General features: G+C 62.7%; 18 protein-coding genes and 1 pseudogene. 10 read left to right on the top strand and 9 right to left on the bottom strand.

Translation table 11 applies throughout. The features are described 5' to 3' along the window. Positions 1-94: 94 nt before the first annotated feature. The 4 genes from BJ6T_RS00870 (at position 95) to BJ6T_RS00855 (ending at position 4,929) form a co-directional block, all read left to right on the top strand. Complete coding sequence (locus tag BJ6T_RS00870; RefSeq protein WP_014490391.1) at positions 95-1,906, top strand: hypothetical protein; 1,812 nt, start codon at positions 95-97, stop codon at positions 1,904-1,906. 67 nt (positions 1,907-1,973) lie between these two features. Further along, positions 1,974-2,720 (top strand): hypothetical protein, encoded by a 747-nt coding sequence (locus tag BJ6T_RS00865; protein WP_225894920.1) that lies wholly within the window; start codon positions 1,974-1,976, stop codon positions 2,718-2,720. A gap of 330 nt (positions 2,721-3,050) precedes the next feature. Continuing rightward, the gene (locus tag BJ6T_RS00860; protein WP_014490389.1) at positions 3,051-4,163 is read left to right on the top strand and encodes an NADH:flavin oxidoreductase/NADH oxidase; all 1,113 of its coding nucleotides are present in this window, start codon (positions 3,051-3,053) and stop codon (positions 4,161-4,163) included. A gap of 358 nt (positions 4,164-4,521) precedes the next feature. Then, positions 4,522-4,929, top strand: a complete 408-nt coding sequence (locus BJ6T_RS00855; protein ID WP_014490388.1) for a hypothetical protein — start codon at positions 4,522-4,524, stop codon at positions 4,927-4,929. A gap of 48 nt (positions 4,930-4,977) precedes the next feature. Here the strand turns inward: BJ6T_RS00855 and BJ6T_RS00850 are convergent, their stop codons facing one another. Both BJ6T_RS00850 and BJ6T_RS00845 read right to left on the bottom strand, forming a co-directional pair. Next, positions 4,978-5,223: a PilZ domain-containing protein gene (locus BJ6T_RS00850; protein ID WP_014490387.1), complete on the bottom strand. Its 246-nt coding sequence runs from the start codon at positions 5,221-5,223 to the stop codon at positions 4,978-4,980. Positions 5,224-5,399: 176 nt separating this feature from the next. After that, the gene (locus BJ6T_RS00845) at positions 5,400-6,737 is read right to left on the bottom strand and encodes a T6SS phospholipase effector Tle1-like catalytic domain-containing protein (RefSeq protein ID WP_014490386.1); all 1,338 of its coding nucleotides are present in this window, start codon (positions 6,735-6,737) and stop codon (positions 5,400-5,402) included. 165 nt (positions 6,738-6,902) lie between these two features. Here BJ6T_RS00845 and BJ6T_RS00840 point away from each other — a divergent pair, with 165 nt between their 5' ends. Next, a complete protein-coding gene (locus BJ6T_RS00840) occupies positions 6,903-7,571 on the top strand; it encodes a hypothetical protein (RefSeq protein WP_028170096.1) in 669 nt (222 codons plus the stop codon). A 260-nt stretch (positions 7,572-7,831) separates the two neighbouring features. On the opposite strand, the gene ftsZ is transcribed toward BJ6T_RS00840, so the two are convergent. The 7 genes from ftsZ to rpmB all read right to left on the bottom strand — a co-directional run bounded on the left by ftsZ (position 7,832) and on the right by rpmB (position 14,657). Beyond that, entirely contained in the window at positions 7,832-9,091 is a 1,260-nt protein-coding gene (gene ftsZ / locus BJ6T_RS00835) for a cell division protein FtsZ (RefSeq protein ID WP_014490384.1), read from the bottom strand. Positions 9,092-9,141: 50 nt separating this feature from the next. Next, positions 9,142-9,753 carry a hypothetical protein gene (locus BJ6T_RS00830; RefSeq protein ID WP_014490383.1) on the bottom strand — a complete coding sequence of 204 codons (612 nt, stop codon included), beginning with the start codon at positions 9,751-9,753 and terminating at the stop codon, positions 9,142-9,144. A 295-nt stretch (positions 9,754-10,048) separates the two neighbouring features. Further along, complete coding sequence (locus tag BJ6T_RS00825) at positions 10,049-11,074, bottom strand: hypothetical protein (RefSeq protein ID WP_014490382.1); 1,026 nt, start codon at positions 11,072-11,074, stop codon at positions 10,049-10,051. A gap of 63 nt (positions 11,075-11,137) precedes the next feature. Next, positions 11,138-12,790: a DUF2326 domain-containing protein gene (locus BJ6T_RS00820; protein ID WP_028170097.1), complete on the bottom strand. Its 1,653-nt coding sequence runs from the start codon at positions 12,788-12,790 to the stop codon at positions 11,138-11,140. Positions 12,791-12,959: 169 nt separating this feature from the next. After that, a complete protein-coding gene (locus BJ6T_RS49545) occupies positions 12,960-13,106 on the bottom strand; it encodes an ABC-three component system middle component 8 (protein WP_373866014.1) in 147 nt (48 codons plus the stop codon). 64 nt (positions 13,107-13,170) lie between these two features. Further along, positions 13,171-14,112, bottom strand: coding sequence for an ABC-three component system protein (locus BJ6T_RS00815; protein WP_014490380.1), 942 nt, complete (start codon positions 14,110-14,112; stop codon positions 13,171-13,173). 236 nt (positions 14,113-14,348) lie between these two features. Continuing rightward, positions 14,349-14,657 carry a 50S ribosomal protein L28 gene (gene rpmB / locus BJ6T_RS00810; protein WP_014490379.1) on the bottom strand — a complete coding sequence of 103 codons (309 nt, stop codon included), beginning with the start codon at positions 14,655-14,657 and terminating at the stop codon, positions 14,349-14,351. 554 nt (positions 14,658-15,211) lie between these two features. On the opposite strand from rpmB, the gene BJ6T_RS00805 reads away from it, so the two are divergent. From BJ6T_RS00805 to BJ6T_RS00785, 5 genes and pseudogenes are all read left to right on the top strand, one after another. Further along, positions 15,212-16,051 carry a DUF3108 domain-containing protein gene (locus BJ6T_RS00805; protein WP_028170098.1) on the top strand — a complete coding sequence of 280 codons (840 nt, stop codon included), beginning with the start codon at positions 15,212-15,214 and terminating at the stop codon, positions 16,049-16,051. 645 nt (positions 16,052-16,696) lie between these two features. Beyond that, positions 16,697-20,077, top strand: coding sequence for a helicase-related protein (locus BJ6T_RS00800; protein WP_014490377.1), 3,381 nt, complete (start codon positions 16,697-16,699; stop codon positions 20,075-20,077). A 10-nt stretch (positions 20,078-20,087) separates the two neighbouring features. Continuing rightward, a pseudogene (locus tag BJ6T_RS00795) lies at positions 20,088-20,369 on the top strand (RNA-binding S4 domain-containing protein); the annotation flags it as partial. 132 nt (positions 20,370-20,501) lie between these two features. After that, a complete protein-coding gene (gene fdxA, locus BJ6T_RS00790) occupies positions 20,502-20,840 on the top strand; it encodes a ferredoxin FdxA (RefSeq protein ID WP_014490375.1) in 339 nt (112 codons plus the stop codon). 343 nt (positions 20,841-21,183) lie between these two features. After that, the gene (locus tag BJ6T_RS00785) at positions 21,184-21,975 is read left to right on the top strand and encodes a CarD family transcriptional regulator (RefSeq protein WP_014490374.1); all 792 of its coding nucleotides are present in this window, start codon (positions 21,184-21,186) and stop codon (positions 21,973-21,975) included. Positions 21,976-22,066: the final 91 nt, after the last annotated feature.

Here is a 22,066-nt window from a genome sequence, read left to right as displayed (position 1 = left end):
GCGACGACGTTTCGGCTTGACCCCGGCAATTCGATCAAGACATGATCGGCGTGTATTTGATCGATTGTTAGCGCGGTGATTGACGGGGCGGCAGATGGTGCTGGTTCTCTTGATCGTTGTTTTCGTTCTGCTGTTTGTCTTGAGATATCTGAAGTTTGGCGCCATCGGCGGCGTCGAGGGCATGCCCGAGACGCCGGGCCGCAAGACGCTCGTCGTGTACGGCCCGCCGCTCGGCGGCAGGACGTCGCGGCCCGGTCTCGAAAAATTGGTGCGCGAGGCCTATCCCGACGCCGACATTCTCGTCCCGACTTACTGGCATCGCTGGATGTCGAACGTCGATGCGTTCGAGCTCACGAGCCAGATTGAGACCGCGATCCGGGAAGCCGACGATCGGAACAAGATCGGCGGTGCACACCAATACGAGAAGATCGTGCTGTTCGGCTACTCGACCGGCGGCCTGTTGTTGCGCAAGGCCTATCTTTGGGGGCACGGGCTTGATGACGACCGCAGCGTCCGGCACGAGCGGCATCCCTGGGTCGAGCGGCTTGACCGCCTGGTGTCGCTATCTGCGCCGAACCGCGGCTGGCCGAGCGACAAGCCGGAGCATCTCGACATTTTCCGCTACGTGATCGCCTATGTACTCCAGCGTTTCGGCCGCCTGACCGGGACGGGCAGGTTCATCGAGAGTCTGGTGCAAGGCTCGCCCTTCGTCTCCAACATGCGGGTGCAGTGGATCGATCTGTTTCGCGACGGCGCGGCCGCGCTCGGCGACCGCAAGCCGCTGATCATCCACCTCGTCGGCGACAAGGATGAGCTGGTCGACCGCGACGACAGCATTGACCTCGAGGCGGGGACAGGCGCCAACGTCATGATCAAGACGCTGGAGAGGCTCACGCACGCGGAGATATCGGAGAACCTCTACCGGGACAACGCCTCCGCGCTGAACCCCACCGGCGAAGCCATTCGTATGGCCCTCGTAACGCAGCCCGGAGCGTTTCCGGCTTACTGGGCCGACCGGGTCGGCGCGCTCCAGACCGACGACCAGATCACGCAGCTCATCTTCATCATGCACGGCATTCGCGACGAGGGCACGTGGCCGGCCGAGGTGAAGCGATCGATCGAAGCCCAGATCGGTGATGCCGCGGCGCACGTCAAGATCATCCCGCCGTTGTACCGGCGCTTTGCCATGCTGCCGTTCCTGCTCTACTGGGATCGCCAGCACAATGTGCGCTGGTTCATGGACCAGTATACCCAGGCGAGGGCGATGTATCCGAAGCTGGAGCACGTGGACTTCATCGGCCACAGCAACGGCACCTACATCCTTGCCAGCGCGCTGCAGCGCTATCCCGTGCTGAAGGTGCGCAATATCTTCTTCGCCGGCAGCGTCGTTCCGGTGCATTACGACTGGGCCGGGCGGATCGCGGACAAGCAGGTGACGGGTCGTATCTGGAACGTCTGTGCCGACTTCGACTGGGTCGTGGCGATCTTCCCGCAGTTCTTCCAGCAAATTTCTGACTGGCTGGGGATCGAGAAATCCCGGCCGGGGCTGCTGGACATCGGCTCGGCCGGCTTTCGCGGTTTTCGCGAGAACGTCGCGACCGCCGGGATACTGAGAAATCTGAAATACATTTCCGGCGATCATGGCGCTGCCTTCGAGCCGGCGATGGTTGATCCCATCGCAACCTATGTCAGCCAGAATCCCGCGATTGATTTTGTCGCGCGCTGGCGTCCCCAGGACAGGCCGGAGCCGAGGGGCCTGGAGCGCGCCTCGAATCTGAGCTGGCTGATCTGGGGAGGAGGCCTTGTTGGAATCGTAGTGATAGGCGCAATATTCCTCCACCTCGCCGGCTGGCTCGGGTTGCTGGGCTTTGTGGTTGTGCTGCTCGGCCTTTTGACGACGTTCTGAGAAGGTGCCGTGGAAGCTGTGCTTCCCGCCGCCAGCGCTGCTGCAATCCATGCTGATGGAGCGACCGATGAGCCCGCGGGTTGAACATGCGTCCGGCTTGCCGCGACACAGCATCATGCCCCGCCGTCGCGCCATCCTCGCCCTTGCCCTTACGCTCGCTGCATCCTCGCCGGCCTTCGCCACGGCCGAGCATCGGTATGGAAAGAACGAATACGCCATCATCCAGGGCGGCCGCGCGCCGAACGGGAAGCTGTCCGTCGCAGCCCATGGCGGCGGCGAGTCCGGGAGCGAAGGCTTTCGCATCTACCTGATGGCTGAGCCCGGCCATCGCCGCCTGACGACGCTCAACAATGTCAACGACGACAACATTCTGGACTCGGCGCCGGATGCCTTCCACGCCGCCTGGTCGCAGGACTCGCGCACCGTCGCGGTCTCGTTCCGCAGCGAGCGCCATATCGTCACGCTCAACATCTACGCCGTCGACGGTACCCAGGCGAAGCTGCTCGATGGTCCCGACCTGTTCCGCGACGTGACCGGCCGCAGCGTCGACATCAAGACCGACGGCGACATGCGCACATCCGTGCCCGCGCTGACATGGCAGGCGCCGCGCCGCTTTCACCTCACCGAGTACCGCGTGTTCGTGCTCGACGACACCGCGCTCGCCGACAAGCTCGGCCCGCTCGGCAAGGCCAGCAAGCGCGACGGCGGCGGCAACACGATCCAGTTCTCGGCCGAAGCCGACGGCGAGCTGCTGCCCGACGGCCGCATCCGCATGGGCAAGCCCGTGCCGGGCAGGTTCGAGGAGCTGGAGTAGGGCCTCAAATTCGATCGTCGTCCCGGGGCGCGCAACGCGCGAGCCCGAGACCCATAGCCACAGGGAGACGTTTGGCGAAGACTCGTGGTTGTTGATCTTCGCAAAACCCAATCCCGTGGTTATGGATCCCGGGCTCACGCTTCGCGTGCCCCGGGATGACAGCGGAGTTCCTGGCAAGCGGCCGAGGGGCGTCTCGGCCTTGTGATCATATGACGCGCGCAATGCATGGCGCCGCGGGCGGGCATGTCCGCCGCGCAGCTGGCAATTCGCCGTAGGGCCACTAAACTTCATGCAATCGCTTCCATTCCTCCATCCCCCGGAACTCCCCGCATGAGCGCCCTGTTTTCCCCGATCAAGCTGCGCGGCCTGACGCTGAAGAACCGCGTCGTCGTGTCGCCGATGTGCCAGTATTCGGCCGACAACGGCGTCGCCACCGACTGGCACTTCACCCACATCAACAACCTCGCGCTGTCGGGCGCGTCGATGTTCTGCATCGAGGCGACCCATGTGGAGGCGATCGGGCGCATCACGCCGGGCTGTCTCGGGCTCTACAGCGACGCCTGCGAAGCCGCGCTGAAGCCGATCCTCTCTTCCGTGCGCAAGCATTCCTCCACCGCCATCGCGATGCAGCTCGCCCATGCCGGCCGCAAGGCCTCCAGCGCGCGGCCCTGGGACGGCGGCCAGCTCATTCCGCAGAGTGAAGGCGGCTGGCAGACGGTGGCGCCGTCGGCGTTGCCGCACAAGGAAGGCGAGGCCGCGCCGCTGGCGCTCGATGCCGCGGGCCTGAAGCGCATCCGCGACGCCTTCGTCGACAGCGCGAAGCGCGCTGCCCGGCTCGGCATCGACGCGATCGAGCTGCACGGCGCGCACGGCTATCTCATGCATCAGTTCCTGTCGCCGATCTCCAACAGGCGCACCGACGAGTATGGCGGCTCGCTCGAGAACCGCATGCGCTTTCCGCTCGAAATCTACGACGCGGTGCGCGCCGTCTTCCCGCACGACAAGCCGGTCGGCATGCGGGTGTCGTCGACCGACTGGGTCGAGGGCGGCTGGGATCTGGCGCAGACCATCCAATTCGCAAACGCGCTGAAGGCGCGCGGCGTCGACTGGATCGATGCCTCCTCCGGCGGGGTCTCGCCGCTGCAGAAGATTCCGCTCGGCCCCGGCTATCAGGTGCAGTTTGCCGACGCCATCAAGCGCGAGACCGGCTTGCCCACCATGGCCGTCGGCCTGATCACCGAAGCCAGGCACGCCGAGGAGATCGTGGCATCCGGCAAGGCCGACATGGTCGCGCTCGCCCGCGGCCTGCTCTACGACCCCCGTTGGGGCTGGCACGCCGCGGCCGAGATCGGCGGCGAGGTCGAGGCCCCGCCGCAATACTGGCGCTCGCAGCCGTCGACGCAAAAGGCGCTGTTCGGCAAGACCACGTTCGGGGCAAGGTAGGGCGCGACGGAGGCGCTGCGCTCACAACTGTCGTCCCTGCCTGGTGCGCAATTGCGCACGGGACGCAGGGACCCATACCGCGAGATCTCACGATCGCGCGCGGTATGAGTTGCCGCTGCACAACTTGGACTTCGAGTCTTCGCCAGATTTCTCCCTGTGGTTTCGCGACGAGCGCAAGCGCTCGCGCGGGGGTCCCGGATCTGCGCTTCGCTTGTCCGGGACGACGATGGTGGGTGCCGCGCGGGCCATCGTCCCCTCACTATCCCGCGCCCTCACGCATCCGTAACTCTCCTCACCTTCCACGTACCGCAAAACTGGCCTACCCTCGCGCGCACCCAACTCCTCAGGGAGGCCCGCCATGCGGTTTCGTGTTCGCAAGACTGCCCACGTGTTCGAGCGCGTGGGTCTCGCGATGGCAGGTGCGGCGTGCGGGCTGTTCGTCGGCGCCTATGTGGGATCTGCGATCGCCCCGCTCACCACGCAGGGCTTCCTGCTGCTGATGATGATGCTCGGCATCGTCGGCTTCTATCTCGGCATCGACACGCCGCAACTGCCCTTCGACGACGCGCACAGCACGATCGACGCCGCGGAATTCCTCAGCGCCGCCGGCACGCTCTGCGCCACGCTCACCGCGCTCGCCTCCGTCGCCGTCATCGTGCTCCGCCTCGAGCCGCACCTGGCATGGACCTGGCTCGCTTTGTTCGGCTGGATCGCCGGCGTCGCCATGCAGATCGTCGCGGGCACGAAAGCCAGGATGCGGGCGTAGCTTTCTTTCTTACCCTCCCCTGGAGGGGAGGGTCAGCAAGCCGTCTGCCTAAAACACCACGCCGACCCGCGAGCCGCGCTTCCAGGCGATGCGGCAGCGCTTCTTGGTGTTGACGTGGAGCAGCTCGAACCTGTCGGGGATATTCACCTGCCCGCCGAGATCGACGCAGGCGCCGCCGGGCGAATAGTCGATCAGCGTGCAGGGGATCACCGGCGCGCGCGGGTCGGTGATGATCTTGGCCTGGCGGGACACCAGCCCGGAAGGCTTCACGCGGGCATGTCGGCGCGGATGCATTGGCACTCTCCTCCAATTCCGCGGACGGCGCGGGTGGTCTTGAGCGGCATGATGGAAAAGAGTTGATGCGATCCGACTAAGGGCGGCCCGAGAATTTTAATGAAAAGTAGCAGCGAACGGAGAAAACGCCGGTAGCGGGATGCCCACCCTCCCCTGGAGGGGGAGGGTAAGTGCCCTCACGCTGGCTCTGCCTCCGTCGTCTCCGCTGCCTCCGCATGCGGTCGCACCGGCATCGGCACCGTCACATAGTCCTTCGGCAAGTTCACCGGCCGGTAGCCCGACTCCACCGCCATGCGCTTCAGCACGCTCTCGTGCACATGGGCGCCTTCGGGGATCACGCGCGGCTCGCAATCGGGGATGTAGAAGCCCAGAAAAACCTTCCGCTCCGGCCATTCCCGGTACTTCGCGCTCTTCGGCAGATATTCCAGCACGCGCCAGAGCGCGGTCATCGAATCGTGCAGCTCGCCCACCTCGCCGGTATAGGCAGGCTCGACATACCTGAACGGCGAGTTCTTGCGCTGGATGCCCCAGGCGAGCTGGTTCACGGTGCGCGGGTTGAAGTTCAGCCCGGCCTTGGCGGCCTCCTCGATCATCCAGATCAGCGGATATTTGGATTCGCCGCTCTCGGCCTCCGGATAGCCGCCGCCGACGTCGCAATGCACGCCGGCGAACCACACCTGCAGAATGTCCTGCGGCTCCTTCTTCTCGTCGGGCACATAGCGGTTGCGCCAATAGTCCTGCGGCTCCTCATACTCCTTCAGGCGGAACATGCAGCGCCGCTCGTCGATCGCGATCGCCTGCCGGAAGATTTTTACGCTCGGATTGCGCAGCGTGAAGGCGAGCTCCTCCAGGCTGAACACGAAGAAGAAATTGTCGCGTCGCGGCACGATCACGCTCGCCACCGTGTCCCAGACGCCGATGAAGTGGATGGTCGGCCAGCGCGTCGAGGTGATGCGCGCGAACTGGGCGGCGAGGTCGAATTCGTCCTTCGGCAGCGGCCCGCTCTCGTCGAATTCGACGTCCCTGAGGTCCTCGATGTCGTTGCCGCGCCCGGTGCCGGAATATTGCTTGTAGGCGACGAGGCCCGAGCCCGCGAGGTTCGCCTGCTCCGGCGAGATCAGGCCGATCTTGTGGATCAGCCCCGCCAGCACCCGCACGGTATAGGCGCCGCGCGAGAAGCCGAACAGGTAGATGCGGTCGCCCGGCGCATAATGCTCGACCAGGAAGCAATAGGCCGAGAGCACGTTGTCATCGAGCCCGTAGCCGGTGGCGAGCCCCAGCACCAGATTGACGTTGGCCTTGAGCCGGTGCCACGTCGAAGGCTCCGTCACCGTGCCGACGCCGGGATCGTAAAACACCATCTGCCGCGGCTGCGTCTTGTCGGTCTTGCGCAGGCAGCGATAGAGCTTCAGGACGTTGGAGATGTTCTCCGAGATCTCGTTGCCGGTCCCGTCACAGCAGATGACGAGGTTTTTCGGCTCGGTTTTGGGTTTGTGCTGGTCGTCGTGCCCCACGGTATGCCCCTCCCGGTGATGCTACCGGGGCGAGTATAGCGAAAATGGATGGCAGCGAGGAGACGAAGTCGGCGTCGGCGGCATGGTGCCTCATTGCCCCATCGTCTGTTGACATTAACCACCTGTTAACCATGTCGTCGCCTAATGAGGACGGTGGGGGTCACCATGTCGGCCCATATGACGCGACCGAAATTGATGCCTTTTTCGGCCGATCCAGCCTTTGGTTCGCTTGACCGGCTGGCGGTTCGCGTCACGGCTGTCCTACGGAGCAAAGCCATGTTCGGGAAGGACGATCTAGTGGACAATCTCAGCCGCGATCTCGATCGTGCGCGCCTGCGACGCGATGCACTCGCATCCGAAGCCACGACTCTCACGGCTCAGATCGCCGAAATCGAAGCCCGCCTTTCGGAAGAGAAGACCAGGCGGGAGCGTGAACGCGTCCTGGCCGAGATCGAAGCGATCAGAACGCGAATCAAACAGGCTGCCGGCGCGTTCGCACCCGTCGTCGATGGTCTCTCCAGGGCGATCGAGTCGGCCTCGGCCGTCGTGCCGGAGGCGCGCGAGCTCAATAGTTTTGTCGTGTCGGTGGCGACCGAAATCGACAGCGTGCTCGATCCCCTGTTGCGCGAACTGGATCAGCGCGCCGATGCGGTGCGGGCAGGACAGGCCGTGCTGGACCTCCCGCGTCCGGCCAGTGAAGCGCCCATCGTGCCGCCCATCGAGCCATCAAAAGACAGCATCGATCGCCTGCTTCGCTTCCCGGCATGGCTGTCTCGCGACAAGGAGCCGGAGAAAAAGGAACCAGCGGAGACCCCGCGCAGCACGGCAGCGTGAACGCGGCGGTTGGCTTCCTTGCGGCCATCCTTCGAGACGCCCGCCTACGGCGGGCCCTCAGGATGAGGTCGCGTTTTGCGGCGAGACGGCTCCGTCATTCCGGGGCGCGCCTCTTGGCGCGAGCTACGGTGCGCAATTGCGCACCTGAGAATCCATCGCTCAACAGTCACTGCGGCTAAATGGATCCTCAGATGCGCAATTGCGCATCATAGTTCGCGACTTCGTCGCGCCCCGGGATGACAACCTATTGTTGCGACCGCTCAATTGGCGGAGCGGCGCAGGAAGGCCGGGATGTCGAGAAGGTCTTCGTCGGCGATATTGCGCGGAGAGGTGCGGCCGTAAGGATCGAGCGGCTGAGACGCCGCCTGGCGCGCATAGTCCTGATGCGGCCTTGCCGGTGGCCGCACGGGGTTGTGCGGCTGCGGGCGGAGCGGCGGGCTCTCCACCTGCGGAAGCGGCGCACTGCGCTCGATGCGATCGGCGATGCGGCGGCTGTCGTCGCGCAAGCGGCCGGCGAGCTGCGTGAGTGGGGTTTCCGCCGGTCGCGCCAGGAGCGCCGGGTCGACATTGTCGATCCCGGTCGCCACCACGGAGACGCGGACGATGCCTTCGAGGCTTTCGTCGAACGAGGCGCCGACGATGATGTTGGCGTCCGGGTCGGCCTCGTCGCGAATCCGGGTCGCGGCTTCGTCGACCTCGTACAGCATGAGATCCTTGCCGCCGGTGATGGAGATGATGAGGCCGCTGGCGCGCTTGATCGAGGGGTTCTCGATCAACGGATTGGAAATGGCCGCCACGGCGGCGGCGAGCACGCGTTTCTCGCCGGAAGCCTCGCCCCGTCCCATCATGGCCTTGCCCTTCTCGCGCATCACGGAGAGGACGTCGGCGAAATCGAGATTGATCAGGCCTTCCTTGACGATGAGGTCGCTGATGCAGGCCACGCCCGAATAAAGCACCTGGTCGGCAAGGGCAAAGGCATCGGCGAACGTGGTCTTCGCGCTGGCCACCCGGAACAGGTTCTGGTTCGGGATGATCAGGAGGGTGTCGACCGTCTTCAGCAGCTCCTCGATGCCGGCTTCGGCAAAGCGCATGCGGCGCTGGCCCTCGAAATAGAACGGCTTGGTGACCACGCCGATCGTGAGGATGCCGAGCTCGCGCGCGGTCCTGGCGATGATGGGGGCGGCCCCGGTGCCGGTGCCGCCGCCCATGCCGGCCGTCACGAACACCATGTGGGCGCCGGTCAGGTGATCGCGGATCGTATCGATGACCTCCTCGGCCGCGGCGCGTCCGAGTTCCGGCTGCGAGCCGGCGCCGAGGCCTGCGGTCACCTGCGTGCCCAGCTGGATCAGGCGCGGCGCCTTCGACATGGCCAGCGCCTGCGCGTCGGTATTGGCGACGACGAAGTCGACCCCCTGCAGCCCGGCGGTGATCATGTTGTTGACGGCGTTGCCGCCGGCGCCGCCGACCCCGAATACGACGATGCGCGCCTTCATCTCGCGAATATCGGTCATGCCAGTCATTCTGTCCTCGCGGTTGTTTCGGCGGCTGGGGGTGGGATGAGCATCGCGTGCTACCTGCGGGCCGCGCGGTCTGCTTGCACGATCGAGGCGGCCAGATGCCCTAATCGACGCGCGGCTCCCGCGACCGCGCCGTCATCCCGGCGACCGGCCCGTAAGTCAGCCACTTCGTCTTCCAGTCGTGCCGCCCACGCATTGGCCGCCGTCGCCTCGGCGGCCGCCTGCGTCAGCTCGACGGCCAGGCGATCGGCGCGCTCATGCTCGCGATCGAACACCGCCCTGTAGGCGGCCGCGACGGCTTCGAGCCGCGCGACCTCGGCCTTCAATGTTTCGATCTCCAGAGCGCTTTCGGGCGAAGTGGATACCGGTTCGGGCAAGGAAAACGCTTCAAAATAGGAATCCAGGGTCCCGTTCCGATTCCGCCGGAGCGGAAATGGCTCTGATGCCTCGACCTTTGCCAGGGAGGCATCGATGTGGTCCGCCCGGCGGGCCCGCCGCGGGCGGGGCGTGTAGCGGAGTTCGGTGAGATCGACGCTCACCAGGGCTTTGCCGTCATCGGACCGCGAGCGCGGCAACCGGCGGCGTCGCGCCAGCGCACGAGCGGCCTCGCGCGAGATACCAAGGCGGGTACTGAGATCGGCATACGTCAACAACGCAACGCACATCGGCACTTCTCCTGGAGCGAACCGGGAAGGCATTTCGAGCTAATGATGGCTGGACGATTACCGCAGGCTAGGCTGCGTTGGTTAACGGACGGTTAACGCGCGAGGGGGTGTTTACGGGTGCCGTCGCGGCAGATGACGAGGTTTTAGGGCTCGGGCTCGACGGTATGCCGCTCCCGGTGAGGGGCGAGTATAGTGGCAAGTTAGAAAGGAGGGATGGCGGCTAAGGTTGCCTTCCGCCGCCAGCTTCATAAGGTAGGCTTGCGGAACGCTGGTCGTCGATGGGATCTGTAGTCACCTAGGCATTGGGCCGCGCCGTCTCCCCTAGGATTTCGGCGATCTGTTCAGATATTGGATGCTGCGAGAGCATATATTTCTGTTTTGATCCTATTTCTCGAAGCAGCCTCTGATATTCAGGAGCCAAATCCAAAAATTGACCAATAGTCCATTCGCTCCGCTCTGTGATGAATACCGACGTCTGAAAGTCACATCTTGCCCAAATGTACTCGGAGAAAGCCGCTCTGAACCTCTCTAGACTCACGTGTTGGCGTTCGTCGCAAAGGGACTTTATCCAAGCGAACAATTGATCTATCTCTTCTTCAATTCTCGTCGCTGCAGCAGCAAGATTTTCGTCTTCTTTTATGACAGCAAAACGAGGACTCATCCCGATCTCCCCATATTGCCTCTCTAGCTGCTCCATTAACGAGATCGCGTCTTCTGCGCATTTAAGCAAATCGCTGCCGGAGAGGTCAGTGTCCTTTTGCGGCAATACGTCGGTTTCATGCACAAATCGATTGCGTGCTTCGAAAACACGCTCAAGCCGTTCGAGTCTTTGCGCGTACTCCTTATCGAGTTCCGGCGAGCCGCCGGTAACAAACACTTTCACGAAGTCCCATGGGAAGTCGTGCGGCTTGCCGCTAAAGCTACTGAGTAGATGGCCAGCCCGTTCTCGATAAGCAGAAAAAGTTGACACCTTGATATTGGCGGCAACAACGTCCGCCAGACCAAAGGTCCGGGTAGTCGTTGATATGAGTGTGTCTATGTCGACTTGTAGGTCCTTGAATAGTTCTCTTAGTGCTTCTGGATGGTCGTCATAGCCCTCGGCCGCGGCGGCATAAAGATACTTGATATGGCTTTCAAGGCAGCTGCATATTCCGACGGCTAAATATCCTCGGTACGATGGAGGCGTGGTCTCGTATTCTTGCGTGAGCGCCAATAGCCTATCGATCGCTGCTGCTGCGGCATCGTGATAGCTTGCCCCCGTTCGGCGGTTCGCGAGCTCTGAGATCTTGTTCAGTGCGAGTGATCGTCTGACAGGTTTCATGATCGCGCGTGAGCGTCCAATCGAAAGTGTGGCTAGCGGTTGGTACAGTACAGAGAGAGTAGATTAGAACGGCGGCATCTTGAACAGTCTGCCACTGTCCCCTTGGTCATTGAGAGTGAGCACAACTTCTTCGGGCGGGAACCGGATTTGCTCCTGTGTTTCAGGATTGCGCGGGAGATCGGCATCTATGATGGAGAAAACATACTGGATCCGCCCTTCGGAGACGACCTCATGAATCAAGTCAAGCAGGCGTAGTTTAACTCTGTTGTCTAGCCCCTCGAATATCCCGTCGTGATACACGAAATGATAAAACGGGGCTCTGTCCAATGCGCGAAGGACGGAGAGATCGAAGAGTGCACAGAGCAGTCGATGGTACGAATGTCCTTGGTCTTGGCTAGTATCTATACCGACAACATCCTTAGTTCGTATCTCAAACTCAAGGTTGCCGTTGCTGTTGCCGCTGACGATGAATTCGCCGTTTATCCCGAGAATAAGTTTTACAAATCGATTGAAGAAACGGGTTACGGCAGTCTGTACCGGGCTGCCTCTTTCTAGACTTCGTTCGATCGCAGACGTCGCGATATCCTTGCGCCCACGTAGCTCTCGAAGTTTTCGCTCGAGGTCGGCCACCGCATCTACGCGAGCTAGTTGGGCTTCTAGGAAAGTTAGGCGCGCTCGGCGCTGAGATTGTTCGGCCTGCAGGGCTTTGTATTTGCGAAACGTATCGGCCTGCTGCACGATCGACATCAGTCGCTGACGTTCGTCGCTCTTTTTGCGATGTTCCTCAGATAGCGTATCGCGCCGAGCCTTCAGTTCTTGTATGCGTTTCCGCAGGGCCCGATTTCGTTCTGTGGTCAGCTTTTGATTGAATTCAATTAACTCTTCGTAGTTGCGAACGAGTGCGTCGGGCAAAACAACAAGGGCTTCAGAATAGATCTGCTGAATGCGCCGAAGATCGAACTTGATCCCCGATTTAATGGAGCGCTCAAGTTGGGCGATGTCGACGTCAAGGTCGTATAGCTCTTCGCCAATTTCGGTGATGCTCGCCTCTACGGCGTCCACAACACGCTTGTTTATCTGAAGTTCGACTTCGTGAAAGTCGAATCCGTCCAATTTGCCGTCAATCTCCGAAATTTCATCTCGGGCAATCTCAATTCGCGTAGATAATTCGCCCCGATCTTGATCCTTGGGGTCAATCTCGGCTAGTCGCTTATCTCGCTCTGCTGTGAGCTCGCCAATCTGATCCTCCACGGTGTACTTCAGGGACACGGCTTCGTGGTCCAAGCCAAGGATCGCGGCCAAATACGGCTTCCACGCTCGATCTTGCCCCCGCATGAATTTCTGAATCTGAAAATATTCGGTGTAGTCTGCTTGTGTGCGCAAAAAGTACGATACGCCCGTTCGATAGTCCCAGGGAGCGACCATCCTCAGATTGAGGTACGCATCAAGCGCCTGTCGCGCCGCGGTCAGATTTATCTTCCAGTGGTCCCACTCCTCACTCGGCAACTTGCGCGCATCGGCGACGCTGATGTCTGTCTTTATCAGACTGATCTCATTCGGCTCCGCTACCGATCGTCGAAGTGTTACACACGTGCCCTCGTGAGTGAATATCTCAAAGTAGAACACGAAATCGCTGAAGCGATCCTTGTGTTTGGCAAGAAAGTGATCGGCCCCGGAGATGTCCTTGAGTAGGACGAAGTCAATCAGCGCGATCAAAGTCGTCTTACCGAGATTGTGCGAATCTCCGTCTCGGGCACGCTTTCTCGTTACTTCCGCAAACACAACGTTCAGTAACGAAGATGCAGGGCCCGCATTGAAATGGATCGGGGTAAAGAGGTGATCGAGATTCGAATACAATCGGTTTAGTTGCATGGCCGTAACTTCATCACGCTCGATATTCGAATGTGTCGTTTTTCGAGTGATATTCGAGCCGGCCTATAAGGAATAGAAAGCTGATCGCTGGAGCGATCACTGCTTCGCCATCGTCCCCTATTCGTCGCTTGATCAATCGCATGGCTGAATCGTATTCCATAATTCGTCTTCGACGCAGTTCGGCCAGAAGCTCGCTTGCGACCCGAACGACGGCTCTATCCAGATCAAGATGCTTCGAGGGGATCAGCATGTTGGCCAATATCGCAAGTGTAATACATATAGTGCAGAAAGAGTGAGGCGTATCGCCGACGTTTGTTCAGGCTGGGATTGTTAGTTGTGACTAGGTCAATGATGAAAGTTAGGGCATCGTCGAAACTTTCAAACGGAGGCGCCTTGGTGATCAGTTTGCGTCTGATCTCGTCGGCTGTGTCCTCGTACATCTCTCTAAAGTCAATGTTGCGCGGATTTTTGAGGAAGTCTTCTATCGTCCTGAAGTATGGCAGTGACCGCGTTCGAATTTCTTCCCAGTAGGCATCGCTCAGCTTGTTGATCTTGTTCTTTTTGGGTTTTGAGACGTATGTGAGATCTGTGCCGTCCCCAATTGGGAAAGTCCCGCTGACGGTCTGATGGAATGCAGTTATTACTGCGGTGAGATCATCGACCTGAATTCGCAGTGGTGCATCAAATCGATCAAATCCAAGCTTTGACCAGATGTCTGGATGGAGAGTGAGCCAGAGCCGCAATTGTTCGGCTCCGAGAAGATGTGCCGACGTGAGGCCCAGCGCCAGTAAGGCCTGCTCCTTAGTGATGGCATCGTTCGCTGGCTTTTTGCGGTTCGTAAATACGAGATAGTGTTCCAATTCTCCAGCGGCGATGAGTTTCGCAATCTTCAAATGCTCGCCCACCAGTATCCTTCCGAAAATAGCATCGGCGCACGAGGCTGCGGGATTCTGTGTGTGTTTCGCTTGAACGACAAACTTACCCGCGAGCGGCGCCGCTGGGCTAGGAAACCTGCTGGCTGTTCCAGTGAAGAGCCCGTCCCGTCCACCGTCGGGACCGGCAGCAAAAACGATGAGGCCTGTGCCTAGGACATGGTAGCAAATCGCTGCGACGAGCGTCTCGAACTCGTCGTCCGAAAGATCGTGTGTTGGGAACGTTCGGTGCAATGGGATTTTCCAAAAAACACAAGGCAAGTGGCGACGATTCTCTAGCTAAACTCTAGGCTGTAGCGCGGCGTGCCATCAAGTCGGGCAGCCACTGTTTTTTGACCTTCGGCGCGAGGGAGCTCAAAACTCCACAAACAAAAACGGCCGGATCTTTCGATCCGGCCGCAACGCAAACTCTACTGGCTAAGCCTACGCCACGCGACGCAACCTAGCCCCCGCCCAATTCCGAAAAATTCTTAGCTGGCCTTCTTGGCCGGCGCGGTGTCGCCGACCTTCTTCTGGATGGCGCGCTTCAGCTCGAGGGCGCGCGGCGACAGGACGTCGGCGTTGGCCTTGAGCAGGAAGGGGTCGAGGCCGCCATTGTGGTCGACGCTCTTGACCGCGTTGGTGGAGACGCGCAGGCGCACGTTGCGGCCCAGCGCTTCGCTGATGAACGTCACGTTGACGAGGTTCGGCAGGAAGCGGCGCTTGGTCTTGATGTTGGAGTGGCTGACCTTGTGGCCGACGAGGGGGCCCTTGGCCGTCAGTTCGCAGCGGCGAGACATGGTAGAAATCCTCTTCTGTCCCCCAACGATTTGCGGCCGCCATTCTGGGCGCCACGGGGGCTAATTCTGTGTCCTTGCAGGGAGCGGGCGGACGTATAGGGGGGAAGGGGCGGGACGTCAAGGCGACGGGCCGTTTTTGGCCCGTCGTCCCGGGGCGGCGGGAGCGCGAACCCGGGATCTCAGGCCGCATATCGGCTGTCATCGCCCGGCTCGACCGGGCGATCCAGTATTCCACCGGCGGCGCGGCTGGAGTCGAGGGGCCGCAGCGTACTGGATGCCCCGGTCAAGCCGGGGCATGACAGCGGAGAGGGGCGGGGCAGGTGCGCGTCCCTGACACATCCAAGATCACCAAAACGGCAATGATTGAAGTGCCTTACCATCACATAAAGGGCGTATTCGCCCCCGAAGTATCAAGCGGAGTTCCGCAAGCCTCCGCGCCCTGACACATTGTTTGCCGCGGTTTTTGGCTTAAGTAACAACCGTTCGCGCCCCGATTGGATTGTTTCGTGCTCGCATCACCCCGATTCTGGCCCAAGGACTCAGCCAAGGGCTCAATCAGTCCGCGCTCTGCCGGCCGGCTGGCCTTCGCAGCCCTTTGCGGGCTCGTGGTGGCGTGGGGGGCGGAGCCCGTGGCGGCGCAGGGCAAGCTCGAGGCACAGTATGAGGCGTCGCTGGCGGGCATTCCCGTCGGCAAGGGTGCCTGGAACATCGACATCGGGGACGACGTGTTCGCGGCCGCGGCCTCCGGCGGCACCACGGGGATCTTGAAGTCGTTCGCGGGCGGGTCCGGCACCGGCGCCTCGCAAGGTCGGGTGGTCAACGGCGCGCTGGTCGCGACCGGTTACCAGGCCTCCACCACCACCTCGAAGAAGACCGAACAGATCCACATCACGCTCGACAAGGGCAATGTGAAGGAGTTCGGCATCGTGCCGGAGCCGCCTGTTGATGCCGACCGCGTCGTCGTCACCGACGCGCATCGCCGCGGCGTCTGGGACCCGATGACGGCCTCGCTGCTGCGCGTGCCCGGCACCGGCGACCCCGTGACGCCCGACGCCTGCCGCAACGCCGCGCCGGTGTTCGACGGCCGCATGCGCTACGACCTCAAGCTCGATTTCAAGCGCATGGAGACCGTGAAGGCCGAGAAGGGCTACAAGGGCCCGGTCGTGGTCTGCGCGCTCTATTTCGCCCCCGTGGCGGGCTACATCCCCGACCGGCCCGTGATCAAATACCTCGCCGCCCAGCGCAACATCGAGGTCGCCTTCGCGCCCATCGCGGGCACGCGCATCCTGGTGCCGTTCTGGCTGAAAGTGCCGACGCCGCTCGGCCCGGCCATGCTGGAAGCGACCAGCTTCATCACATCACCCCAGCCGCCACGCGTCGCCAAGACGCAGTGATCTTACCCTCCCCTGGAGGGGGAGGCGCGCCGCTCCAGACGGGCTGTGATCCGTCATTTTCGTGGTTTAAAAGATCTAGTGATTTCAACGGCATGTCTACTGTGCATGGGGTTGTTTTCGCGAAAATGAGTTTGGCGCCCTCCGGTCCGGGAATCCATTTGACTCCTCCCCGATTCTGATTCGACTCCGCGCCGTCCCCAATTTTAAGGAACCGGTCATCGAAACGCCGCTTGTGCGGCCGGGTAAAACTCCATCTAGTGCGCAACCAATAAGAGTCCCGCGACATGTGGCGTGAACGGAACAAGCTTCAGCGGGAGTCAGCGATTCGGCCGCGATTCGTTCTAGAGTCGTTCCGAAGCTTAAGGCCAACGGGAAAAGCGTCGCAAAGTGAGACAGTTGCGCGAGGTTTGGGGAGGCTTGCCGCATTCTCCGCTGTCATGCCCCGGCTTGACCGGGGCATCCAGTACGCCGCGGCTTCTCGGCATGAGCAGCGCCACCTCTGGAATACTGGATCGCCCGGTCAAGCCGGGCGATGACAGCGGTGCGTGCGATGAGCGCTTCGCGCCTCGGGGCAAGCCCCAGCCCTCAACACACCCCAAAACGGCACTGACATTCGCCCAAATCGCGACTACCTAATCCCCAGACATGGCCTTCTCCTCCTCCCCCTTCGCCTCCGAGCGCGCACCCGGCGCGGGCGTCACTGCGGTGCTCGGGCCGACCAACACCGGCAAGACCCATCTCGCCATCGAGCGGATGCTCGCGCATCCCTCGGGGCTGATCGGGCTGCCGCTGCGGCTGCTCGCGCGCGAGGTCTACAACAAGATCGCAGCCAGGGTCGGCAGCGAGGCGGTCGCGCTCGTGACCGGCGAGGAGAAGATCAAGCCGAAGAACCCGCGCTATTGGGTCTCCACCGTCGAGGCGATGCCGCGCGACCTCGACGTCTCCTTCCTCGCCGTCGACGAGGTCCAGATCGCCTCCGATCTCGAACGCGGCCACGTCTTCACCGACCGCATCCTCAACCGTCGCGGCCGCGACGAGACGCTGCTGTTGGGCGCGGCCACGATGCGCCCGATCATCGAGCGGCTGCTGCCGGGCGTGTCCATGATCACGCGGCCACGCCTGTCGCAGCTGGAATTCGCCGGCGACCGCAAGATCACGCGCCAGCCGCGCCGCACCGCCATCGTCGCCTTCTCCGCAGACGAGGTCTACGCCATCGCCGAGCTGATCCGCCGCCAGCATGGCGGCGCGGCCGTGGTGCTGGGATCGCTTAGCCCGCGCACGCGCAATGCGCAGGTGGCGATGTTCCAGAACGGCGACGTCGACTACCTCGTCGCCACCGACGCCGTCGGCATGGGCCTCAATCTCGACGTCGACCACGTCGCCTTCGCCTCCGACCGCAAGTTCGACGGCTACCAGTTCCGCCGCCTGACGCCGGCCGAATTCGCGCAGATCGCCGGGCGCGCGGGCCGCGCCACGCGCAACGGGACCTTCGGGACGACGGGCCGCTGCGGGCCGTTCGAGCCCGAGCTCGTCAACGCGCTGCAGAACCACACCTTCGACAACGTGAAGATGCTGCAATGGCGCAATTCGAAGCTGGATTTCGCCTCCCTCGGCGCGCTCCAGGTGTCGCTGAACCAGTCGCCCGGCCATGAGGCGCTGACGCGCGCGCCGATCGCCGAGGACATGCGCGTGCTCGATCACGCCGCCCGCGACGTCGAGGTGCGCGATATCGCGCATGGCAAGGCCGCCGTGGAACGGCTGTGGGATGCCTGCCAGGTCCCGGATTACCGAAAACTGTCGCCGGCCGCCCATGCCGAGCTCGTGACCACGCTGTACGGCTTCCTGATGCAGAAGGGCTGCATCCCCGATTCCTGGTTCGCGGCCCAGGTCGACCAGGCCGACCGCATCGACGGCGACATCGACACGCTGTCGGCCCGGATCGCTCAGATCCGCACCTGGACCTTCGTCGCCAACCGCCCGGACTGGCTGAAAGACCCCGAACGCTGGCAGGGGATCGCCCGCGAGGTCGAAAATAAATTATCGGATGCGCTCCATGAACGCTTGACTGAGCGTTTCGTTGATCGCCGGACCAGTGTATTGATGCGCCGCCTGCGGGAGAACACGAGCTTGAATACTGAAATCGGCAAGACCGGCGAAGTCATCGTCGAAGGCCATGTCATCGGCCGCCTCGATGGCTTCACCTTTGCACCGGATGCGGCGGAAGCAGGCTCCGATGCGAAAGCCTTGCAGGCTGCAGCGCAAGCGGTGCTCGCCGGCGAGATCAACGCGCGCGCCGAAAAACTGGGCAATGCGCCGGACGATCAGTTCGTGCTGACCTCGGAAGGCACGATCCGCTGGACCGGCGATGCCGTGGCGCGCCTGTCTGCCGCAGAGGAGGCGCTGCAGCCGCGCATCCGCATCATCTCCGACGAGCGCCTTACCGGTGCGCCGCGTGAGAAGGTGCAGGCCCGGCTCGAGCTCTGGCTCAAGACGCATATCGAAAAGCTGCTCGGGCCGATGTTCGAGCTGTCGAAGGCCGAGGACGTCACCGGCATTGCCCGCGGCATCGCCTATCAGCTGGTCGAGGCGCTCGGCGTGCTCGAGCGCCCGAAGATCGCCAACGAGCTGAAGGATCTCGACCAGCCCTCGCGCGCCGTGTTGCGCAAATATGGCGTCCGCTTCGGCGCCTATCACATCTATTTCCCCGGCCTGCTCAAGCCCGCCGGCCGCGCGCTGGCCGCACTGCTGTGGGCGCTGAAGCAGGACAATGTCGATCTGTCGTCGCTGTCGGGCGCGCAGCATCTGGCATCTTCGGGCCGCACCTCGTTCCCGGTCGACAAGCAGCTGCCGCGCGATGCCTATCGCGTGCTCGGCTACAAGCAGGCCGGCGAGCGCGCCGTGCGCGTCGATATCTTGGAGCGGCTTGCCGATCTGATCCGCCCGGCGCTGGCCTGGCGCGACAACTCGCCCGGCGAAAAGCCCGCCGGCGCGTTCGATGGCCGGAGCTTTGTGGTGACGCAGGCGATGACCTCGCTCACCGGCTCGGCCGGCGAGGATTTCGCCTCGGTGCTGCGCGCGCTCGGCTATCGCATGGAGAAGCGTGCGCCGCTGCCGCCGAAGCCGGTGGCTGTTGCCGCGGAGACGCCGGCGGCCGAAGCAAGCGCAGAGGCTCCGACTGAATCGACGGCGACCGATGATGTCGCCGCAAGCGCGGACACCGCGATCGAAGCCGCCGCCGAGCCCGTCACCGTCGAGGACGCGCCCGGCATGGAGCAGCACGACGAGCCCGCGCATGAAGAGCCGGCGCTCGAAGCATCGCCTGATGCCCCCGTCACGCCCGAGGATGCCCCAGGCATCGCGCCGCCGGCGGAAGAGGCTGCTGCTGCGCCCACCGAGGCTGTGGAAGCCGCCCCTGCCGAGGCTGCTGCAACGGAAGCCGCCGCATCCGCTGATGCTGCTGCGCCAGTCGAGGCTGCCGCTGCGCCTGCCGAGCTCGTCGAGGTCTGGCGTCCCGGCGGCCGCCACGAGGATCGCAAGCCGCGCCACGAGCGCCATCGCCACCAGCGTCACCACAATCAGCGCCCGCAGGCGGGCGTAGAGGCGGGTGCTGCACCAGCGGAAGGCGAAGCAGCGCAAGCTGCTGACGGCGAGAAGCGCGGCGAGCGTCATCGTCACGGCGGTCATCGCCGCGATGGCGGCAGGGATTTCCGCAAGCCGCGCGAAGGTGGCGCCGAAGGTGCGCCGCGCCAAGAGGGGCGCGACGACAGGAACCGCCGCTTCGAAGGCAAGGATCGCGACAACAAGGATCGCGATCGCAACAAGGGCAAGTTTGGCGGAGAGCGCGACAAGGGCCGCGACAATCGCGGTCGCGACCGCGACAAGGGCCGCGACCGTCAGGGCGGTCCCTCGCTGCGCCCCTACGCCTCGAGCGCGAACCCGCGCGAGCGCGATCGTCCGGCCGATCCGAACTCGCCCTTCGCAAAGCTCGCCGCGCTGAAAGAGCAGCTGTCCGGTCGCAAGGAGTGATCCCACGACCGAGCGGCAGCGCCTCGACAAATGGCTGTGGCACGCGCGGGTGGTGAAGGCGCGCACCTCCGCGGCCGAGCTCGTTGAGTCCGGCCACGTCCGCGTCAACGGTGAGCGCGAAAAGTCGCCGGGCCATGCGATCAAGATCGGCGACGTGATCACCATCGCGCTCGATCGCACCGTGCGCGTGCTGAAAGTAACCGCTTTCAACGAGCGCCGCGGCGATGCCGCCTCGGCCCGCGTGCTCTACGAGGAGCTGAGCGAAGGCAATCAAAGTTCTCGGCGCAATTAATTGCGCTGTTAGTTCATTTCTTGGTCGATCAAACGCGTAAAGCCGTCATGATCGGCCGTTCCCGACCTTGCGGCGCCGGGCCATCCGCGCTACGCAAGCCGCGACTTTTAAAAGAGCTTTTCGGAGCGTTGGATGACTTACGTCGTCACTGAAAACTGCATCAAGTGCAAGTACACCGACTGCGTCGAGGTCTGCCCGGTCGATTGTTTCTACGAAGGCGACAACATGCTCGTCATCCACCCTGACGAATGCATCGACTGCGGCGTGTGCGAGCCGGAATGCCCCGCCGACGCCATCAAGCCGGACACGGAACCGGGTCTGGAAAAGTGGCTCCAGGTCAATGCCGACTACGCCAAAAGCTGGCCGAATATCACCCAGAAGAAAGAATCGCCCCCCGACGCGAAGGAATTCGACGGTCAGGAAGGCAAGTTCGAGAAATATTTTTCTCCGAACCCGGGCTCGGGGGACTAATTCGCGCCCAAACTTAACCCTAATACCTTCGTCAGCGCCGAAAACCAGTCACAAAAGTCCCTAAATCATTGATTTTTGCGGGAAATGTGCTATATTCAGCACATTAAGCAGAACCCGTCAGCCCCGTTGGCCCCGCTGGGTTCCCGTGAAACCAAATGTCGAACAGGGGCGTGGCAGTTTCCGCGCGCAGGCTGTGTCACAGAAAACGCGTAAAAAGAGTACTTCAGCGAGGGCTTCCCATAAGGAGGCCAAAAAAGTCGCCGCGGCCAGCCGTAGCGCATCCAAGGGTCGGACCGCGACGAAGGCACCGGCTGCAAAGTCCTCGAAGAACAAAAGAAGCGCAATGCCTAACAAGACTGCCAAACCGGCCGCGAAAGCGACCGTTGCCAAGCCTCCTGCTGCCAAGGCTCCCGCCGCCAAGCCGGCCGCGCCGAAGGCTCCCGTTGCTGCTGCTCCTGCCAAGGCTCCTGTCGCTGCCAAGCCGGCCGTGAAGCCCGCGGCTGCCGCGCCGAAGGTCGAGGAAAAGAAGGTCGTGACCCAGCGTCAGGGCTTCAAGGCCAACGAATTCGTCGTCTATCCCGCTCACGGCGTCGGCCAGATCCTGGCCATCGAGGAGCAGGAGATCGCCGGTGCGAAGCTCGAGCTGTTCGTCATCAACTTCATCAAGGACAAGATGACGCTGCGCGTGCCGACCGCCAAGGTCGCCAACGTCGGCATGCGCAAGCTGTCCGACCCCGCGCTGGTGAAGAAGGCGCTGGAGACGCTGAAGGGCCGCGCCCGCGTCAAGCGCACCATGTGGTCGCGCCGCGCCCAGGAATACGAAGCAAAGATCAATTCGGGCGACATCGTCGCGATCGCGGAAGTCGTGCGCGACCTCTACCGTTCCGAGTCGCAGCCCGAGCAGTCGTACTCTGAACGCCAGCTCTATGAAGCGGCGCTCGATCGTCTCTCCCGCGAGATCGCGGTTGTGCAGCACTCGACCGAGACCGAAGCGGTCAAGGAGATCGAGGCCCAGCTCGCCAAGAGCCCGCGCCGCGCCAACGCCAAGGCGGAAGCCGCTGACGGCGAGGGCGAGGCGGATGCCGACGGTGATACCGATGGCGACGACACCGCCGTCGCCGACGAGGCCGCGTAAGCGTCTCGCAGCGTCGATCGCAAGCAATCAAAAGCCCGGCCGGTCGGCCGGGCTTTTTGTTTTTGGATTCGTGGCTTTGTCGTGTGGGTTA

The organism is Bradyrhizobium japonicum USDA 6 (genome assembly GCF_000284375.1).
GTDB classification, from domain to species: domain Bacteria; phylum Pseudomonadota; class Alphaproteobacteria; order Rhizobiales; family Xanthobacteraceae; genus Bradyrhizobium; species Bradyrhizobium japonicum.
Note: the sequence above shows the minus strand (reverse complement) of the source record. Positions and strands in the feature narration are given on the sequence as shown.

Bases quoted from the DNA above. Each gene is read 5' to 3' on its own strand.
- BJ6T_RS00865 (WP_225894920.1), top strand. From the start codon at position 1,974: ATGAGCCCGCGGGTTGAACATGCGTCCGGCTTGCCGCGACACAGCATC.
- BJ6T_RS49545 (WP_373866014.1), bottom strand. From the start codon at position 13,106: ATGGAATACGATTCAGCCATGCGATTGATCAAGCGACGAATAGGGGAC.
- rpmB (WP_014490379.1), bottom strand. From the start codon at position 14,657: ATGTCTCGCCGCTGCGAACTGACGGCCAAGGGCCCCCTCGTCGGCCAC.
- BJ6T_RS00870 (WP_014490391.1), top strand. From the start codon at position 95: ATGGTGCTGGTTCTCTTGATCGTTGTTTTCGTTCTGCTGTTTGTCTTG.
- BJ6T_RS00785 (WP_014490374.1), top strand. From the start codon at position 21,184: ATGCCTAACAAGACTGCCAAACCGGCCGCGAAAGCGACCGTTGCCAAG.
- BJ6T_RS00855 (WP_014490388.1), top strand. From the start codon at position 4,522: ATGCGGTTTCGTGTTCGCAAGACTGCCCACGTGTTCGAGCGCGTGGGT.
- BJ6T_RS00850 (WP_014490387.1), bottom strand. From the start codon at position 5,223: ATGCATCCGCGCCGACATGCCCGCGTGAAGCCTTCCGGGCTGGTGTCC.
- BJ6T_RS00800 (WP_014490377.1), top strand. From the start codon at position 16,697: ATGGCCTTCTCCTCCTCCCCCTTCGCCTCCGAGCGCGCACCCGGCGCG.
- BJ6T_RS00825 (WP_014490382.1), bottom strand. From the start codon at position 11,074: ATGAAACCTGTCAGACGATCACTCGCACTGAACAAGATCTCAGAGCTC.
- BJ6T_RS00840 (WP_028170096.1), top strand. From the start codon at position 6,903: ATGTCGGCCCATATGACGCGACCGAAATTGATGCCTTTTTCGGCCGAT.
- BJ6T_RS00830 (WP_014490383.1), bottom strand. From the start codon at position 9,753: ATGTGCGTTGCGTTGTTGACGTATGCCGATCTCAGTACCCGCCTTGGT.
- BJ6T_RS00860 (WP_014490389.1), top strand. From the start codon at position 3,051: ATGAGCGCCCTGTTTTCCCCGATCAAGCTGCGCGGCCTGACGCTGAAG.
- ftsZ (WP_014490384.1), bottom strand. From the start codon at position 9,091: ATGACTGGCATGACCGATATTCGCGAGATGAAGGCGCGCATCGTCGTA.
- fdxA (WP_014490375.1), top strand. From the start codon at position 20,502: ATGACTTACGTCGTCACTGAAAACTGCATCAAGTGCAAGTACACCGAC.